This window comes from Brucella haematophila (assembly GCF_005938105.1).
Classification (GTDB): domain Bacteria; phylum Pseudomonadota; class Alphaproteobacteria; order Rhizobiales; family Rhizobiaceae; genus Brucella; species Brucella haematophila.
The window spans coordinates 94,219-112,816 of sequence record NZ_VCPE01000002.1; the positions used below are offsets into that span (position 1 = coordinate 94,219).

An 18,598-nucleotide genomic window follows, 5' to 3' on the forward strand; every position below is an offset into this window, starting at 1 on the left:
GAGTCGTGCAAAAGGCGGGTTTTCACCCGCCTTTTTAATCGGTTCACTTCTGTTTGGGAAGCTCTACCACAATTTCATGTTCGCCATCCGGCTTGATCGGCACGCCTTCATCCGGTTTGCCGACCTTGCGACCATTGAGCTTGATCGCCTTATCCTTGACACCAGCGACAACCTTGACCCGATAAAGCGCTTCGCCGAAGCGAAGTTCAGCTTCATAACCGTCCCATTCCGGCGGCAATGCCGGATCGAGATGCAGCCTGTCGCCGCGCTTGGTCACACCGAGGATACCCTCGGTTGCCACGCGGTAGAACCAGCCTGCCGAGCCCGTATACCAGGTCCAGCCGCCCTGTCCGCGGCGCGGCTCGACGGAATAGATGTCGGCTGCGATCACATAAGGTTCAACACGATAAACGTCCGGGTTGCGGCCATGATTGACCGGGCTGATCAGCGAGAACAGACGCCAGGCTTCCGCCGCCTTGCCCATGCGGGCCAGCGCCAGAATGGCCCAGGTGGCGCCATGGGTGTACTGACCACCATTCTCGCGAACGCCGGGCGGATAGCCCTTGATGTAACCCGGCTCCTGCACCGTCTTGTCGAAAGGCGGTGTGAAGAGGCGGAGCAATTCGCCCTCCTCATCCAGCAGACGCTTTTCGAGTGATGCCATTGCCTGTTCGGCGCGCTTTGGATCAGCAACACCGGACAACACACTCCAGGACTGCGCAATGGCGTCGATCTGGCATTCGTCGCTGTCCTTCGAGCCGAGCGGCGCGCCGTTGTCGTAGAAACCGCGACGATACCATTCGCCATCCCAGCCGTCGCGATCCAGAGCAGCCGTCAGGCTTTCCAGATGCGCTTTCCAGATGTCGACGCGCGTCTTGTCCTTGCGCGCCTCGGCAATCGGGATGAACTGACGCAGCGTATAGGCCAGGAACCAGCCGAGCCACACGCTTTCGCCTTGGCCCTTCACGCCGACAAGGTTCATGCCGTCGTTCCAGTCGCCACCGAGGATCAGTGGCAGACCATGCTGGCCGGTGCGATCAACCGCGAGGTCGAGCGCCAGCGCGCAATGCTCGTAAAGGCTTGCCGTGTCCTTGGAGATTTCCGGCTCATAGAAGGCATCATGTTCGCCCTCTTCCAGCTTGCGCCCGACAAGGAAAGGCAGCTTTTCATCGAGGATCGAACGGTCGCCCGTCGTCTCGACATAAAGCGACGTGCCATAGCCAAGCCAGACCACATCGTCCGATATCAGCGTGCGCACACCGGCGCCCGTGGCAGGCAGCCACCAATGCTGGACATCGCCTTCAGGGAACTGGCGCGATGCGGCATTGAGGATCTGTGCGCGGGCAAGCGTTGGATCAACAAGCAGCAGCGACAGAGTATCCTGCAACTGGTCGCGGAAGCCGAAGGCACCGCTGGCCTGATAGAAGGCAGCACGCGCCCAGATACGGCATGCAATCGCCTGATAAGGCAGCCAGCCATTGACCAGAAGGTCGAATGATGGGTCGGGCGTCTTCACCTGCACGCGGTTGAAGAGCGTTTCCCACTGGTTCTTCGCCGCCTGCAGCTTGTCTTCGAAAGACGCGCTGCGGGTGTCGGAGATCAGCTTCTTCGCCTGCGCCTGATCGGCAGCATTGCCGAGCAGGAACACCAGTTCACGGCTTTCGCCCGGTCCGACTTCAATGTCGAGCGCGAGCGCCGCGCACGGATCGCGTCCGGCTTCCACCGTATTGGATAGCGCCTTGCCTGCGAGCACGACTTCCGGCCTGTCCACCGAACCGGTGGTGCCGATGAACTCGCTGCGATCGGCAGTCACCGATTGCGGCTTTTCAGTCGCTGCAAAGAAGGCGATCTGGCCCGACTTGTCCGGATGATACGGATTGCCCGCAAAGAGCGCGCCCAGTTCGTCATCATGCGACGGCACGATGAACGGCACATTCTTGGCGCGGGCATTGCCCAGCACCCATTCGACATAACCATAGGCGCGCAGCTTGCGCTTGGAGCGGCCCTTGTTGGTGACCGTCAGGCGCGACAGGCGCACCGGCTTGTCGGCATCGACGATATGGGTCAGTTCCAGCGCCAGCTCGCCATGCTGCGCCGCAAAGGTGCTGTAGCCATGGCTGTGGCGCGCTTCATAAGTCACTGCCTCGTCGCGCAGCACATTCGACGTTGGTGCGAAGGTGCGGCCCGTTTCTCGGTCGAGGATATAGATCGCCTCGCCCGGACGGTTGGTGACCGGATCGTTGGCCCATGGGGTCAATTGATAGTCGCGGCTGTTGCCAGCCCAGGTGAAGGCCGAACCTTCCGCCGAGACATGGAAACCGAAGGACGGATTGGAGATGACGTTGATCCACGGATGCGGCGTGTTGGTCAGGCCATTGACCCGCACAACATAGCTGCCGTCTTCCGCAAAACCGCCATAGCCGTTCCAGAACTGGAGATCGTCGCCCGTTGGAGCCGGACGATTGGTGACCTTCGGCTTGACGACCGGACGGCGTTCTTCCGTCGTGCCGGAGCCGCGCTCGATAACCGCTGGCGCAAGGCCCGCAGCACCGAGACCCTGAACCGCAGCCTGACCGGTCGTTGCCGACTTGGCGTCGCGCGCGGCCAGATCCACCGTGATTTCCTCGCTGCGGCGCAGCTGTTCGGCAAGCGAGCCGTTCTGCGCATGCATAACAATGCGCGCCGAAGCCAGAAGCGTGTTGTAGCTTTCGTCGCTCATCTGGTCACGGCGCACCGCGAAGATGTGCGGTTGTCCACCACCCCGGGCGCGGAAACCTTCCACGATCCAGTCGATGGCGCGCTGTGTGTCCTGCGCATAAGAGAAGGCGCGTTCGTTGACCGCCACCACATCGACGGTGAGGCCCTTGCTGCGCCAATATTCCTGCGCGCGCAACACGCCACGCAACACTTCAAGATCGGCTTCATTGTCGATCCGCAGGGCGAAGATCGGATAATCGCCGGAAATCGACATCGGCCACAGATCAGACTGTTTGCCGAGACCGCTGGCGATGGTTTCCGGCGGCTGGCGCAAGGTCCGCTCCGGATAGAGCAGATAGGCCGCGACTTTCTGATAATCGGCAGCTTCTGCTGGTTTGATGCCGATATGATAGAGCTGCACCTGCGAGCTGGTCCACGACAGCGAGAACTCGCGGGCAAAGCTTTCCGGATGGCGATGCATCGCCACGGCATGCTCCACCGCATCGCGGCTGCCACCGGCAAAGGTCCAGAAAACGAGGCTCACCTTCTTGTGCGCCGGAACGCGGACGCGTGTGCGCACCGAAGCAATCGGGTCAAGCACGCAGCCCTGGCTGCCGGTAAACTTTGCACCCGGTTCGAACGCGATCGCATCCCGCAGGCTGCGGCCACGACCAATGAAGGCGCGACGGTCGGTTTCGACCTCGGTTTCACGGACAGCACCGGTCAGATCGGTGACGAAATGCGCCACATGGATATCCGGATCTGACGGCGCGCGCTTGCGGCGCTTGGCATAGATGGTCGAACCGTTATCGGCGATCTCGGTTTCGACGAACATCTTGGCAAAGGCCGGATGGGCGGCGTCGCTGTCCTTGTCGGTCAGCACCAGTTCCTCATAGGAGGTAACTTCGATGATGCGGTCACGCGCAGACGTATTGATGATGTCGAGCCTGCGGCCCTCACCGTCATATTCCGACGAGACGATCACTTCCATGACGGTCTTGATGTCACCGGCAGTCTTGTAGAATTCCGCCTTGTCTTCGGTGAAGACCGTCTTGGTTTCTTCGTCCGGATTGCGCACCGGCTCGCCGGTTGCCGACCACCAGTAGCCGCTTTCCATATCGCGCAAGAACAGGAAGGAACCCTGAAGGTCTTCCGACGCATCGGCATGGAAACGGGTGATGTCCCAGTTGTGCCAGCGGCTGTAGCCGGAACCATTGGCCGTGACCATCAGCGCATATTGACCATTTGACATCATATGCGTGGTGCGCGGCGCCTTGAACGGCTTGTCGATGATGCGCATCGGCGCATCGTCGAAACCGCCCGAATCCACACGCATCGGATTTTCCGTCTTGGCGTAGATCATCGGGATTTCGCGCGGCGCCTTTTCCTGCAACAGCAGTTCGGCTGCTTCGATCACCGGATCGGAGTGGAAACGCTCACGCATGCGACCTTCGAAGATCACGTTGTTGACCGCGATGATCGCCATGCCATGGTGGTGGGCATAATAGTTCTTCACGACCGCACAGGTTTCGCCTTCGCGAACACGCGACGGGGTGAAGTCCACGGAATCGTGGAAGCCATAGCGGCCCAGCGCGCCAAGCTTGGCCAGACGCTTGAGGTTGGCGACGGCAGCCGCTGGCTGATATTGCGATGCGAGCAGGCTCGCATAGGGCGCGATAACCGCATTGCGCGACAGGCCGCGCTGCAGACCCAGATTAGGCACGCCGAAATTGGAATATTGGTAGTTCATATGCGCGTCACGCGCATTGAACGCCGCTTCCGAAATGCCCCATGGCAGACCACGCGAGGTCGCATAGTCGATCTGGCGCTGCACGACGAGCTTGTTGGTCTGGTCGAGCAGCGACCCGAGCGGCTCGGACATGACCAGCGGCGGCATCAGATATTCGAACATCGAGCCGGACCAGGAGAGCAGAGCGCCCTTCCAGCCCACCGGCACCAGAAGACGGCCCAGCTTGAACCAATGCTCGACCGGCACGTCGCCCTTGGCGATGGCGAACAGGCTCGCCAGACGCGCTTCGGAAGCCAGAAGATCGTAGCAGCTTTCGTCCAGTTCGTTTTCCTGCACGCGGAAGCCGATCGACAGCAAGCGGCGCTCCTTGCGCTCAAGGAAGCCGAACTGCATGTCGAAGGCCAGCTGACGCGAACGGGTTGCGAGATCGCGCAGGCGTTCGCGCAGTGCGTCGGTATCGCGTTCGCCCATGGCGTCATCGGTATGCGCCTGGCAGGTATCGACCAGAATACGCGCCCATTCCTTGGCTTCGCCGCTGGCAGGCGTCTCGATCTCACTGTCGAGTTCTTCCATCAAACGCACAATGTCATTGGCGAAAAGCGACAGGTTGATCGTGCGGAAGGATGCCGTTTCCGGTTCTTCCTTGATGGTGCGCACGGCGCGGCGGAAATTGGCGGTACGCTCTTCCAGACGGCGACGCAGCGGACGCAGGATGCGGCGGTCGTCCGGGATATTCGCGATGGTTTCCTCAAGGATATCGTTGACGTCGAGAATACCGTCGAGATCGCCCTGAACATAAACGGACGGTGCTTCCGCCCATTCTTCGAGCGCCGAAGACAGCGTCACCAGATGGCCGGCGAGATTGCCGCTATCGACCGCCGAAACATAAAGCGGGCGCATCGGGGTCAGCGTGTTGGTTTCATACCAGTTGTAGAGATGGCCCTGATACTTCTCCATCTTCTCCAGCGTATCGACGGTCGCCTCGACACGCTCTACCGTTTCATCGAAGCCGATCCAGCCGAAGTCACGCGCTGCGACAATCGACAGAAGATAGACGCCGATATTGGTCGGCGAGGTCCGCTGGGCCAGGATCGGTGCCGGATCTTCCTGGAAGTTGTCCGGCGGCAGATGATGGTTTTCCTCATTGGCAAACTCGGCGAAGTAACGCCAGGTCCGGCGCGCATAACGGCGCAGATCCGATTTGTCGGACGACAGAACTTCAAGCGTATCCTGCGGCTTGGCCGAACGGCTGACCAGCCAAGCGATCAGCGGCGAGACGAACCAGATCACCGCAAACGGTGCTGCAATCAGCGCGGCGTGGCTTTCCGCAGCAAGCGGGAACAGGATCGCCAGTCCTGCAATGGCCATGGCTGGCCACATGAGCTGGAAATAGAACAGCAGCGTGTCGGGTGACGTCTTGGCCTGAGCAGCCGTGCGCCATTCCAGAAGATTGCGACGCGAAACGAACAGACGATAGACCGTGCGCGCAATGGCATCGGCCATCAGGAAGGCCGAATGCGCGATGAAGGTCGTGCGCAGCGCCACATCCGCCGTGCCGAGTGCAATATCGGTCAGCACCGATTGCGCATGACCCTTCAGCGAATAATCCATATTCACCGGGATCAGATTTGTGACAATGCCGAAAGTCGGCGCCACAAACATGCTGACGATCAGGAAGGCCTGCCAGACGGCAGCCGCACCGAGCGGCAGCACGCTCCAGCCAACCACAGCAGCGAGAAGCCACAGGATCGGGTTCAGCGAACGGCGCAGATTGTCGACCATTTTCCACCGGGTCGTGGCGCTGACGCCGCGATTGGTGGAGAACAGCCATGGCAGAAGCTGCCAGTCGCCGCGCGCCCAGCGATGGTGGCGCGACACGTCGACATTATAGCCGGTCGGATAGTCTTCCACGACTTCCACATCGCTGACCAGAGCAGCGCGGGCATAGCCGCCTTCAAGAAGATCGTGGCTGAGAAGCGTGTTTTCCGGCACGCGATCCTTCAGCGCCGCCTCAAAGGCATCGATGTCGTAAAGACCCTTGCCGGTGAAGGTGCCTTCGCCGAGCAGGTCCTGATAGGTGTCGGAAACCGCGAAGACGTAAGGGTCGATGCCGCGATTGACCGAGAAGACGCGCTGCAGGAACGACGCTTCGTCGCCGGTGGTGAGCGACGGCGTGACGCGCGGCTGCAGGATGCCATACCCGCGAACGACCTTGCCGGTCTTTTCGTCGATGACCGGGCGGTTCAGCGGATGGCTGAGCTTGCCGGCCAGATTGGTGACGGATTCCGGCGTCAGACGCGTATCGGCGTCCAGCGTCATCACATATTTGATTTCCTTCGGCAGACGCTCGTCCGGCGGGAAGAAGCTCGTATCCTGATCGCCACGCAGAAGCAGGTTCAGCTCGTGCAGCTTGCCGCGCTTGCGCTCCCAGCCCATCCAGCAATTCTGCTTGTCGTTGAACAGGCGGCGACGATGCATGAGGAAGAAGCGCGGCTGGTCGCCGCCCGTATAATGCTCGTTGAGCTTGGCGATTTCCTCACGCGCATATTCGTAGATTTCCATATCCGCAGGCTTGATTTCCTGCTTCGCATCCACCCAGTCGCTGACCAGCGCGAAATAAATCTCGCCGCGCGGATTGGTGAGATAATGGACTTCCAGATTGCGGATCTGCTCATCGATGGAATCACGCGAGGTGATGAAGGTCGGCACCGCGACAAGCGTGCGCGCTTCTTCAGGCAGGCCTTCCTTATATTCAAAACCGATCAGACGCGTTGGCTGCACAAACCACGGCACCAGCGCGTTGAACAGCGAATAGGACGCATCCATCGCCGGGAAGATCGCCAGCAGCGTGAACAGCGTGCGCAGATCAGTCGAAAGACCGGCGCGACTCATGCAATAATTGACGAGCAGCAGAATGAGGATCGTGAAGATCGCCGTCGGGATGAACAGTCCGAGAAGTCCAAGCCCGCGATAGAAACGCAGCGCCTTGACGCCAAAGGGCGCCTTGTAACCGCAGACCTTCTCCAGTTCGCTGCGACCGTCGCCGGACAGATAATAGGCGATGGAGCCCTTGCCTTCGGCTTGCGGATGACCTGCCTGCTCGGCGCGCTGTCCTTCCTCGGCAAGCTTGAGTGCAGCCCAGGTGATATCGATTTCGCTCATATCCGAATAGCGGGCGAGCTTTTCAATCGTCACGCGATAGGCGTTGCGCGAGCGGAAATCCAAGAGTTCGAAATCGCTGTGATCACGCAGGATCGCATCGACCTCGTTGACGGTTTCGAACCAGGTTTCCCAATCCACGTCGTCGATGGATTTCAGGCTGCGGATGATGTTGCCCATCGTCACGCCGCCAGTGGACTGGCGTGCATGTTCCTCGACGATGGCGTCTTCCGGGTTGCTGCCTTCCTGCTCCAGAATCCGCTCCAGCCAGCTGGCAGCAGCCGTGGTGTCGGTGGATGCGGAACGCAGACGATAGAGAAGATGCGTGGCAAAAGTGCTGTCGCGGGCGGCCTGCGCATATTGCGCCAGAACGGAATCCAGCTCTGCACCATCGGCAACCACAATACGGTCGGCAGCCGTGTTGGCGAGATTGCGCATGTTGCGGGCGCGGTCGACGCGCAGCGCCAAACGGCGCGCATTCTCGATCAGGAAATAGCGAACGGCGGACGGCAGCGCCCACAATTCACCGATCTTCAGCGGCTCGACTTCCTGAAAGCCCTGGACGATGGCCGTCAGGGTTTTCAGTGAGAAATTGCTGTCCGTATGGGCGACATAAAGCCAGGCCAGCGCGAAAATGCGCGGCATGCCCTCAACCGCCTTATAGGGCGGCAACTGGCGAATGAAGCGGCGCGGCAGATCGCGGCGGGCCTGCTGGACATTCTTGTCGATCTGATAATGGTTATCGAGCAGCCATTGCGCGGCAGGCGTAATGGTCTCACCCGCACGCGACGCAGCGTCAGACGCGCGATAGGCATGCAGGATCAGCTTGCCGTTTTCGGACAGGCGCTGATCGAACGGAAACGCCAGATAGCCCGGCAGCGGGATATTTTCCCCGCGGGCGACGGTGCTTGCCAGAACACGCAGCTCATCTTCTGTCTTGTAGAGAGCGCGGATCGGCGATGGCTGTTCCGGCGGAATCTGATCAGAACCGCCCTGCCCGGTGGATTTCGGCTCCATCGGACTATTCGCTTTGGGTGGCTTTGACGATGTATTCTCGGTTGAGGTTGAATTGGAGTGCGAAGAAGACAATTCCGGCATCTGCCTTAACAGCCTTTCCGAAGGAAATGAGTAATCTGCGGCGGTGGATACTAAATTCGATTCAGTCTAGGGAAACGACAGTATCCTTGATCGGTTCCCTGCATGTCGCCCGCTTTTGGCCAAAATGCGACGGCGCATTGTGCTGATATTCAAACCGTTTAAATCGCAACGCACAATTCTTTCCGAACAGTAATGTTGCGTTATGAAAATCGTGGCCTTTTACAATCCTAACATATTGAAATTTAAAATAATACCACCCTGAGTAAGCGAGCAGGAAATTTACGCGCGCGCCTGCATTCACGCCCGACAGGACGAAAAAAGCGGCTGCCGCGCGAGAATCACCGCGCGACAGCCGCCTTTTGTCAGTTTATCAGACCAAAAATCGCGGTTCAGGCGTCGATTTTTGTCGAAGTTCCCGCCGAAGCCTTTTCGGAGCCACCTGCCGGAAACAACTTCCAGTAGCGCGGGCGAAACGCGATGCGGCTTTTCTCCGCAGCCGGGTGTTCCGCCGGAATTTCAATCTCGATGCGCTCCCGCGCGCCACCCAGTTCAAGCTCCACACGTCGCTTGCCGCCGGAGCGGCGGCTTGCCACCACCGTGCCTGCGATGCATCCGCCGCAACCGTCGAGCAGTTCGACATCATGCGGGCGGAAATAGAGCTGCGCTTCGCCGCTTGCCGCGCCCGCGGCGGTGAGGCCGATATTGCGATCCGTCAGCCAGACTTCGCCATTCTCGACACGGACCGGAAGCGTGCTGGACTCGCCGATGAATCCATAGACGAAAGGCGAGTTCGGATCGTCATAGACCTCATCCGGCGTGCCGACCTGTTCGATGCGTCCCTGGCTCATGACCACAACGCGGTCGGCCAGTTCCAGCGCTTCATCCTGATCGTGCGTCACGAAAACCGTGGTGTGGCCGGTCTTGTCGTGGATTTCACGCAGCCAGCGGCGCAGTTCCTTGCGCACCAGAGCATCGAGCGCACCGAAAGGCTCGTCAAGCAGCAAAACCTTCGGCTCGATGGCCATGGCGCGGGCAAGCGCGACGCGCTGGCGCTGACCGCCCGAAAGCTGGGCTGGGTAGCGCTTTTCAAGCCCCTGCAACTGCACCAGATCAAGCAACTCCAGTGCGCGACGGCGGATTTCACCGGTGGCCGGACGGGTGGAACCGGGACGAACCTTGAGGCCAAAGCCGATATTGTCCGCAACTGTCATATGCCGGAACAGCGCATAATGCTGGAAAACGAATCCGACATTGCGCTCCTGCACGCTTTTCTGCGAGGCGTCTTCCTCACCGAAGAAAATCGTACCTTCGGTCGGTGTTTCCAGTCCGGCGATCAAACGCAACAGCGTGGTCTTGCCCGAACCAGAAGGGCCGAGCAGCGCGATCAGTTCGCCAGAACGAATATCCAGCGACACATTATGCAAAGCCGGAAAACGGGCGAACTCTTTACGCACATCGGCAACACGAACTTCCATTCCCAATCCTTTCCCCTGCCGCTTCGCGGCCATCGTTCTTTCAAGCGCGTTCAAGCGCATGGGATCAGCATCCCAGATTGTTTTCAGTGCCCGTTGCTGCCCGCCAGCTCATCGCTATAGCGCAGTTCGAGGATTGTCTTGAGCGCCAGCGTCAGAAGCGCAAGCAGGGCCAGAAGCGAGGCCACCGCGAATGCCGCGACGAAGTTATACTCGTTATAGAGAATTTCCACATGCAAAGGCATGGTATTCGTGAGACCGCGAATGCGGCCCGATACCACGGATACGGCGCCGAATTCACCCATGGCGCGCGCATTGCAGAGCAGAACGCCATAGAGGAGACCCCATTTGACGTTCGGCAGCGTGACATAGCGAAAGGTCTGCCAGCCATTGGCGCCAAGCGAAATCGCCGCTTCTTCGTCGCCGGTTCCCTGTTCCTGCATCAGCGGGATCAATTCACGCGCCACAAACGGAAACGTCACGAAAACCGTCGCCAGCACAATGCCGGGCACCGCGAACAGTATCTGGATGCCGTGTTGCTCAAGCCACGGCCCGAGCAGGCTGTGGCTGGAGAACAGCAGCACGAAGACCAGACCGGAAATGACCGGCGACACCGAAAACGGCAGATCGATCAGCGTGGTCAAGAGCGCCTTGCCCTTGAATTCGAACTTGGCGATTGCCCAGGCGGCGGCAACGCCGAAAACCAGATTGAGCGGCACGGCGATGGCCGCAACAGTCAAAGTGAGCCTGATCGCCGACCAGGCGTCCGGCTCCAGCAAGGCCTCGACATAGGCCGTTGGGCCCTTGCGGAAAGCTTCGACAAAGACTGCAAGCACCGGCAGAATCAGGAAGAGAGCCAGAAATGCCAGCGCAAGCGCAATCAGGATGATGCGCGTCGGTCGGCTTTCGGTCACAGCACTACGGCTGGCGCGCTTTTTTTCATTCGCCATAGCCGTATTTCTTTCTTGATCGCGCCTGAATGAGATTGATGAGCAAGAGCATCGCGAAGGACAGCACCAGCATGATGGTGGCAAGCGCCGTCGCCCCGGCGTAATCAAACTCCTCCAGCTTGACCACGATCAGCAGCGGCGCAATTTCCGATACATAAGGCGTGTTGCCCGCAATGAAGATAACCGAGCCGTATTCACCGACGCCGCGCGCGAAGGCGAGCGCAAAGCCGGTCAGAATGGCGGGCTGAAGGCTCGGCAGAAGCACGCGCCAGATGGTCTGGAAACGCGAAGCGCCAAGCGTCGCCGCTGCCTCTTCAACCTCACGGCTGATTTCTTCCATGATCGGCTGCACAGTGCGCACCACGAATGGCAGGCCGATGAAGATCAGCGCGATCACAATGCCGAGGCGCGTGAAGGCGATGCGAATGCCAAAGGGCGCAAACAGGCTGCCGATCCAGCCATTCGGCGCGTAGATGGCGGCAAGCGCAATACCGGCAACTGCTGTCGGCAATGCAAAGGGAATATCGACAATCGCATCCACGAAGCGGCGGCCGGGAAAGCGATAACGGGTCAGGACCCAGGCCAGAATGACGCCGAACACCACATTGACCAGAGCGGCGATAAACGCCGTTCCAAAGCTTGTTTCGAGCGCCTTCAGCGTGCGGTCATCGGTGATGAGCCGCCAGAAACCGGCGAAACCGACATCGGTGGAGCGCAGCACAAGGGCTGCCAGCGGGATGAGAATGAGAAGGGTCAGATAGGCAACACTGAAACCGAACGTCAGTCCGAAACCTGGAATGACGCTCGGCTTGCGAAAGTGAAACCCTGCTCTGGCCCGTGCAGGGAGCGAAGACATGCTTTTGTTTTGTTCCCTTTTTCAGTGGCTGCAAATATCAGCGCCGGTTCTTGCGGGCTGACTGTGCTCTTATTGCGCATTAGAGCGCGTTTCGATCTGAATGAATCAGATCGGCGCTCTAAGCTTTTATATTTCAAGCATAATCTTATCGATTCTCGTTTCACTCCGGTCGGATTATGCTCTATACGGAAAGCCGCGTCTGCCGCGGCTCCCCGAAATGGCTGCCTCTTATTTGCCAGGCTTGTAGATCTGGTCGAACGTGCCTCCGTCGCCGAAATGGTAAGGCTGCGCCTTGGCCCAACCGCCGAAAATCGGATCATCGATGGTCACCAGCGTCAAGTCGGGAAGTTTACGCTGCTGGTCGGCCGGGATCAGATCTGGCTTCGACGGACGGTAGAAATGCTTGGCCGCGATGGCCTGACCTTCCGGCGAATAGAGATATTCGAGATAGGCCTGCGCCAGCTTTGTGGTGCCATTTTCCTCGGCGTTCTTGTCGACAACCGCGACCGGCGGTTCAGCCAGGATCGATTGCGGCGGCACGACGATATCGAACGCGTCTTCACCAAATTCGGCAACCGAGAGATAGGCTTCATTTTCCCAGGCCAGCAGCACATCGCCAAGCTGGCGCTGCACGAAACTGGTCGTCGCACCACGCGCGCCGGTATCAAGCACCGGCACATGGCGGAACAGGTCAGCGATGTAATCCTTGATCTTCTGTTCGTCGCCGCCATACTGCTTGTAGGCCCAGGCCCATGCGGCAAGATAGTTCCAGCGTGCGCCGCCGGAGGTCTTGGGGTTCGGCGTGATGACTTCCACGCCGTCCTTCACCAGATCGCCCCAGTCCTTGATGGCCTTCGGGTTACCCTTGCGCACCAGAAAAACGATCGTCGACGTATAGGGCGATGAATTGTTCGGCAGGCGCTTGCGCCATTCCTTGTCGATCTTGCCCGTGCGATCCGCAATCGCGTCGATATCGCTTTCGAGCGCCAGCGTGACGACATCGGCCTTGACGCCATCGATCACCGAACGGGCCTGTGCGCCCGAACCGCCATGCGATGCGCGGATGGTGACCGTTTCGCCAGTTTCCTTCTTCCAATGCGCCGCAAAGGCCGCATTGTAATCCTTGTACAGCTCGCGCGTTGGATCATAGGACACATTCAGAAGCGTCTGATCCGCATGGCTTGCCTGAACGGTTCCTGCCAGCGACGCCGCTGCCACCAATGCCGCCAAAGTGAGTGAAAGTTTCGATAATTTCACGACCGCCTCCATTGTTTCCTTTGGGTCCCCCCACGGGTTATCCCTCGAGTATCCATTGGTCAGGACAGTATCAGAGGTCTTTGACGACAGGATGCCACAACCGCACCGAAATTTAAAACGGCTTCGAAAAATCTGCTCCCTTTTCGGGATGTTTCGGGGATATTTTTTCCGCCACCCTATCGAAACACGCCGGGTGGTAGCATCATTAACTCACCGGGAGGGTGCGGGAATCGTCGTCGTTGCAGCATTCAGCACAAGGAGCGGCTGTTTCGGCTCGTTCCAGCCCATGTAGTTGTAAAAGTTGTAGCGCCAGATGCCGATTGCTTCATGCAATGCCATATCGGTGATCAGAAAATTGTATCCACCGGAATGCACGCTCGTCGTCAGATAGCCAGTTGCAAGAGGTTCGGGCAGCACGCCGAAATGTGCGAGATATAGCAAGTCGCGCTTCATGATCTGCGCGTTTTGTATAAGCACCACCTTCGCGGGCTTGATCGCACTCAGAATTGTGGCGGTGCTTTTGGCGTTCTGCCAGGTGTTGCGGCTCTTCTCGTCCAACAGGATAGATGCGGGATCGACACCGGCCTTCACCAATTGTCCGGCGATCAATGCCGCTTCGGACACGCCTGTTCCGGCTACATCTGCACCGCTGACAATGAAGGTGCACTTCAAACCACTCTCGACACAGCGATGATTCATGCTCGCGGCGGCAAACATCGGCCCATAAGACAAAGCGGGTGGCTCAACCACTTTCTCGCCACGCTCCATGACCGCCTGCGTACCCATGCCGAAGATGACAAAAGCAGTATTGTCTTCCAGTTGGGATTGCAGCGTCGATGAATAGGGCGACTGCAAGCGCCGCGTCAGATAATCGGGCAGAATTCCGGACGCTATAACGCCAAACAGAACAATGCCGAGACTAATCGAAAGAGTGCCAAGCTTGCGACATTTAAAACGGTCAAGCATCACCCCGAAAAAAATAAAAGCGACAATGAGATTAGGTGTCATAAGTAAAAACCGAGTATTATTATAAATTTAGCAATAATTAATACAGTGACACCACACATTTGCCAGGCAAGCAATCCCAATAAATTCGGGAATAAGGGTTGAGCACACAGCTGCCAGTCCCGCGACGGAGAAACTCACAAGTCGCAGGATAATCCATCAAAATAAAAGAGAACGGCGCTTGGTTACGGCACCAGATAATGCTTGTCCCACTGGTCTTCGGGGACTTCATCGCCGATATCATATTTGAACGACGTGATGTTGATGTGCTCGTCATCGGTCTTGCAGGTGAAGGCGAGCTTGTACCAGCGCTCGCGGCTGCGGAATGCAGCACCTTCCGCATCTATGGAGTTTTTCTGCGTCACCGGATCGGAAAAGGCGTAGGCCAGCACCTTGTCGACCGAGAATTTATTCTGTTCGCGGGTTATCCGCTCCATGGCTTCCACATCGCAACGCTGCTCCAGACGGGTATCTGGATCGAGCTTTTCGAGCTGCGCTTTTTCAGAAGCATTCATTGCGGAAGCAGGCAAAGCCATCGAAACCAGAGAAACAAGGCAAGCGACGGCAAAAGCCGGGGACAGAACAGACATAAATTTCATGAGACCTTCGGATACTCCTCGCAAATGCATCGGTGTATGGTGAGAACTGTACTCCGACACGGAGCGCGGGACTATAACAGCGATTTGGGACGCAAAGCCGATCATCACCTGAAATTGATATATTACCAGAGCAATTGTGACCCATCGCTCATTTTGACCACAGCTTTTGGCCATGCGGTCGATCAGGTTTCGAACAGGATTGCAACAAGTGGGCGGGTTCAATCGCGCAATGGCTCTTGATTTCGCCTGCCCGACCGTGTTTGAAACCTCGAACGCCGCCATCCGATGCGAAAGGTAGAGACATGAAGCCCGTTTTCCTGCAACTGCAGTGCGCTCCCGGCAAAACCTATGAGGTTGCCGACGCTCTCTATCAGCGCGAGATCGCTTCCGAGCTTTACTCGACCAGCGGCGAATTCGACCTGCTGGCAAAAATCTATATCGCCGAGGGTGACGATATCGGCAAGTTCATCAACGAGAACGTGCTCAACATTCCCCATATCGTGCGGTCGCTGACCACGCTGACCTTCACGGCATTCTGACACGACAGTTGCATTCTTCGTGATCCCGGTCTGCAACGCCCTCGGGACCTCTTCCTGTGGTAAAGATTTGATTCACCATAAGTGAATTATCATGCAGCGAAGGGAACCACACTTGGTGCTCGCGCATTTTCTGAATGGAAGCGCGGGCCTCGCAACGTGGGCTCCCGCAGAGGTGAAAGACAGTGATGAACGATCTTGAACAGCGGCGCATACTGGTTGTGGAGGACGAAATTTTCGTCGCTCTCGACGTTGCCGCGACTGTGGAAGATGCGAACGGGACGGTTGTCGGTCCGGTTGGCACTGTCCGGCAGGCGATGGATCTCATCAGCAGAAACGAAGTCGACGCCGCCATCCTCGACGTGAACCTGGCGGACGGCAATGTCGAGCCGATTCTCGACCGGCTGAAAAGCCGCAACACATTCGTCGTCATCCATACCGGCGGCGGACTGCCCGCAGAACTCGCAGCGCGCTATCCCGAAGTGCCGGTCTTCCAGAAGCCGATCCCGCCCACAATATTGACACGCACGCTGGCCACTGCCCTTTCAGCCGTTGCGGTGCGCTGAGACCAATGCGGCAGGCCTTCCCGGATTTTGCAACTGTTCTGAAAGAAGCCGAAGCAAGCTCCGGTCAGGAAGAAACCGTGATCCGGCCGCAGATCAATCTCGCATCGGCGGTCTTCTCCGCAGGGTTTAGCGATAGTGCCGCACCATCGCGACCGGAAGTCGATCTCGCTCCCCTCTTTGACCTTGAGGAAAAGAGCGGCGAGACAGAGCGGCCTGAGACCCCGCTTGAGACCGAGCGGCGTGAAATTGCAGCGCGCATGCAAAGCCAGTCGCCCGATGCTATAAGGCGTGAGCTTGATCTTCGCCCCGGCTTGAAGCGCGCTGAGCTACAGCGTCTGCGCCGGTCCTTTGCTGCCGGCAACCATCCGGACCGCCTGCCGCCGGAGTTTCGCGCCGATGCGGAACAGCGTATGAAGACGGCGAACGCCTTGCTCGACACCGCCATGGCAATGGCCGCAAACTGAGTTCAAGCAATTTCGTTACGTTTTAAGCCTGAATTCTTTTGCATTATAACAATAACCTGCTAGATTGGGGTTGCCTGTGCCTGCGAAAGCTGTCGCACGCCAGAACCCTTTTCGCTGTCCGCAAACCTGCAAACAGTCCCGCCGCTGGCAATATGGGGCAATTTGCGCTTTGCCTGCTGCAAGGGCTTCTGTCATATCGGCAATGAAGTTAGAATGTTTCCAGCAAAAGCGTGATACGGTTTTGTGACAGGAAACGGGTTACTATCAATGGATGGGGCGGTTCGGATAAAATCGCTCCGGTTTAATTCCTAAAAGGTCAGAAAATGCCTCCTTATCGTTCGCGAACAACCACCCACGGCCGCAATATGGCGGGTGCGCGCGGCCTATGGCGCGCCACCGGCATGAAGGATGAGGATTTCGGCAAGCCGATTATTGCTGTGGTGAACTCGTTCACGCAGTTCGTGCCGGGCCACGTTCACCTCAAGGATCTCGGCCAGCTCGTCGCGCGCGAAATCGAAAGCGCTGGCGGCGTCGCCAAGGAATTCAACACCATCGCGGTCGATGACGGCATCGCCATGGGCCATGACGGCATGCTCTATTCGCTGCCGTCGCGCGAACTCATCGCCGACTCGGTCGAATATATGGTCAATGCCCATTGCGCCGATGCGATGGTCTGCATCTCCAATTGCGACAAGATCACCCCCGGCATGCTGATGGCCGCATTGCGCCTCAATATCCCGGTCGTGTTCGTTTCGGGCGGACCAATGGAAGCGGGCAAGGTGATCTGGGACGATCAGGTCAAGAAGCTCGACCTTGTCGACGCCATGGTCGCCGCTGCCGACGATCACTATACCGACGAGCAGGTCAAGACGATTGAACGCTCCGCCTGCCCGACCTGCGGTTCGTGCTCGGGCATGTTCACCGCGAACTCGATGAACTGCCTCACCGAAGCACTCGGCCTGTCGCTGCCGGGCAACGGTTCGACGCTCGCAACCCATGCCGACCGCAAGCGCCTCTTCGTGGAAGCCGGTCATCTGGTTGTCGATCTCGCCCGCCGTTATTACGAGCAGGACGATGAAAGCGTGCTGCCGCGCTCGATTGCAAGCTTCCCGGCCTTTGAAAACGCCATGACGCTCGACATCGCCATGGGCGGCTCGACCAATACGGTTCTGCATCTTCTCGCAGCCGCGCAGGAAGCCGAAATCGATTTCACCATGGCCGATATCGACCGCCTGTCGCGCCGCGTGCCGGTGCTCTGCAAGGTCGCGCCTGCCAACAACACGGTTCACATGGAAGATGTGCACCGTGCGGGCGGCATCATGGGCATCCTCGGCCAGCTCGACAAAGCCGGCCTGATCAACACCGATCTGCCGACCGTGCACAGCCAGACTGTTGCCAAGGCGCTGGATCATTGGGACGTGACCCGCACCAACAGCGAAATGGTGCACAAGTTCTACTCAGCTGCGCCCGGCGGCGTGCCGACGCAGGTGGCTTTCAGCCAGGAACGCCGCTTCGACAGTGTCGATACCGACCGCGAAAAGGGTGTCATCCGCTCCAAGGAACACGCATTCAGCCAGGACGGCGGTCTGGCCGTGCTTTACGGTAATCTGGCCGAAGACGGCTGCATCGTGAAGACGGCAGGCGTGGATGACTCCATCCTGAAGTTCTCCGGCCCGGCACGTATCTTCGAAAGTCAGGATACGGCTGTGCTTGGCATCCTGAACGGCAAGATCAAGGCTGGCGACATTGTGCTGATCCGCTATGAAGGCCCGCGGGGCGGTCCCGGCATGCAGGAAATGCTCTACCCGACCAGCTATCTGAAGTCGAAAGGTCTGGGCAAGGCCTGCGCGCTGATCACCGACGGTCGTTTCTCGGGCGGTTCGTCAGGCCTCTCCATCGGCCACGTTTCGCCGGAAGCTGCCGAAGGCGGCACGATCGGTCTGGTGCGCGAAGGCGATATCATCGATATCGACATTCCGAACCGCAAGATCCACCTCGCCGTGGACGATGCGACGCTGGCCGAACGCCGCGCCGAGCAGGAAGCAACGGGCTGGAAGCCAGCCGAAGAGCGCAAGCGCAAGATTTCTACCGCGCTGAAGGCTTATGCTTCCATGGCAACGAGTGCTGCGAAGGGTGCTGTGCGGAATATAAAATAAACATATTGCGTGAACGCCTGCCTCTCAGTTCAA

General features: G+C 58.6%; 11 protein-coding genes. 4 read left to right on the forward strand and 7 right to left on the reverse strand.

Going from position 1 to position 18,598, the window contains the following annotated elements; all coding sequences use genetic code 11:
• Positions 1 to 43: 43 nt before the first annotated feature.
• The 7 genes from FGI60_RS03245 to FGI60_RS03275 all read right to left on the reverse strand — a co-directional run bounded on the left by FGI60_RS03245 (position 44) and on the right by FGI60_RS03275 (position 14,843).
• Positions 44 to 8,623 (reverse strand): GH36-type glycosyl hydrolase domain-containing protein, encoded by an 8,580-nt coding sequence (locus FGI60_RS03245; RefSeq protein WP_374843980.1) that lies wholly within the window; start codon positions 8,621 to 8,623, stop codon positions 44 to 46.
• Positions 8,624 to 9,093: 470 nt separating this feature from the next.
• The gene (locus FGI60_RS03250) at positions 9,094 to 10,179 is read right to left on the reverse strand and encodes a sulfate/molybdate ABC transporter ATP-binding protein (RefSeq protein WP_138783931.1); all 1,086 of its coding nucleotides are present in this window, start codon (positions 10,177 to 10,179) and stop codon (positions 9,094 to 9,096) included.
• Positions 10,180 to 10,262: 83 nt separating this feature from the next.
• Positions 10,263 to 11,126: a sulfate ABC transporter permease subunit CysW gene (gene cysW, locus FGI60_RS03255; protein ID WP_138783932.1), complete on the reverse strand. Its 864-nt coding sequence runs from the start codon at positions 11,124 to 11,126 to the stop codon at positions 10,263 to 10,265.
• Positions 11,116 to 11,982 (reverse strand): sulfate ABC transporter permease subunit CysT, encoded by an 867-nt coding sequence (cysT, locus tag FGI60_RS03260; RefSeq protein ID WP_138783933.1) that lies wholly within the window; start codon positions 11,980 to 11,982, stop codon positions 11,116 to 11,118. The genes cysW and cysT overlap by 11 nt, the downstream gene beginning before the upstream one ends.
• A 228-nt stretch (positions 11,983 to 12,210) precedes the next feature.
• On the reverse strand, positions 12,211 to 13,239 hold the full coding sequence (locus FGI60_RS03265) for a sulfate ABC transporter substrate-binding protein (RefSeq protein ID WP_138783934.1): 1,029 nt from the start codon (positions 13,237 to 13,239) through the stop codon (positions 12,211 to 12,213).
• A 210-nt stretch (positions 13,240 to 13,449) separates the two neighbouring features.
• Positions 13,450 to 14,247: a YdcF family protein gene (locus tag FGI60_RS03270; protein ID WP_138783935.1), complete on the reverse strand. Its 798-nt coding sequence runs from the start codon at positions 14,245 to 14,247 to the stop codon at positions 13,450 to 13,452.
• A 182-nt stretch (positions 14,248 to 14,429) separates the two neighbouring features.
• Positions 14,430 to 14,843, reverse strand: coding sequence for a DUF930 domain-containing protein (locus tag FGI60_RS03275; RefSeq protein ID WP_078339680.1), 414 nt, complete (start codon positions 14,841 to 14,843; stop codon positions 14,430 to 14,432).
• A 302-nt stretch (positions 14,844 to 15,145) separates the two neighbouring features.
• Here FGI60_RS03275 and FGI60_RS03280 point away from each other — a divergent pair, with 302 nt between their 5' ends.
• The 4 genes from FGI60_RS03280 (at position 15,146) to ilvD (ending at position 18,565) form a co-directional block, all read left to right on the forward strand.
• Entirely contained in the window at positions 15,146 to 15,382 is a 237-nt protein-coding gene (locus tag FGI60_RS03280; protein ID WP_138783936.1) for an Lrp/AsnC ligand binding domain-containing protein, read from the forward strand.
• A 185-nt stretch (positions 15,383 to 15,567) separates the two neighbouring features.
• Entirely contained in the window at positions 15,568 to 15,945 is a 378-nt protein-coding gene (locus FGI60_RS03285) for a response regulator (protein ID WP_138783937.1), read from the forward strand.
• Between the two features lie 5 nt (positions 15,946 to 15,950).
• On the forward strand, positions 15,951 to 16,409 hold the full coding sequence (locus FGI60_RS03290; protein WP_138783938.1) for a hypothetical protein: 459 nt from the start codon (positions 15,951 to 15,953) through the stop codon (positions 16,407 to 16,409).
• Positions 16,410 to 16,732: 323 nt separating this feature from the next.
• Positions 16,733 to 18,565 (forward strand): dihydroxy-acid dehydratase, encoded by a 1,833-nt coding sequence (ilvD, locus tag FGI60_RS03295; RefSeq protein WP_138783939.1) that lies wholly within the window; start codon positions 16,733 to 16,735, stop codon positions 18,563 to 18,565.
• The last annotated feature ends 33 nt before the right edge of the window (positions 18,566 to 18,598 follow it).

Excerpts from the sequence above, each read along its gene's own strand:
- FGI60_RS03245 (WP_374843980.1), bottom strand. The coding sequence starts at position 8,623 with ATGGAGCCGAAATCCACCGGGCAGGGCGGTTCTGATCAGATTCCGCCG.
- FGI60_RS03250 (WP_138783931.1), bottom strand. The coding sequence starts at position 10,179 with ATGGAAGTTCGTGTTGCCGATGTGCGTAAAGAGTTCGCCCGTTTTCCG.
- cysW (WP_138783932.1), bottom strand. The coding sequence starts at position 11,126 with ATGGCGAATGAAAAAAAGCGCGCCAGCCGTAGTGCTGTGACCGAAAGC.
- cysT (WP_138783933.1), bottom strand. The coding sequence starts at position 11,982 with ATGTCTTCGCTCCCTGCACGGGCCAGAGCAGGGTTTCACTTTCGCAAG.
- FGI60_RS03270 (WP_138783935.1), bottom strand. The coding sequence starts at position 14,247 with ATGACACCTAATCTCATTGTCGCTTTTATTTTTTTCGGGGTGATGCTT.
- FGI60_RS03275 (WP_078339680.1), bottom strand. The coding sequence starts at position 14,843 with ATGAAATTTATGTCTGTTCTGTCCCCGGCTTTTGCCGTCGCTTGCCTT.
- FGI60_RS03280 (WP_138783936.1), top strand. The coding sequence starts at position 15,146 with ATGAAGCCCGTTTTCCTGCAACTGCAGTGCGCTCCCGGCAAAACCTAT.
- FGI60_RS03285 (WP_138783937.1), top strand. The coding sequence starts at position 15,568 with ATGAACGATCTTGAACAGCGGCGCATACTGGTTGTGGAGGACGAAATT.
- FGI60_RS03290 (WP_138783938.1), top strand. The coding sequence starts at position 15,951 with ATGCGGCAGGCCTTCCCGGATTTTGCAACTGTTCTGAAAGAAGCCGAA.
- ilvD (WP_138783939.1), top strand. The coding sequence starts at position 16,733 with ATGCCTCCTTATCGTTCGCGAACAACCACCCACGGCCGCAATATGGCG.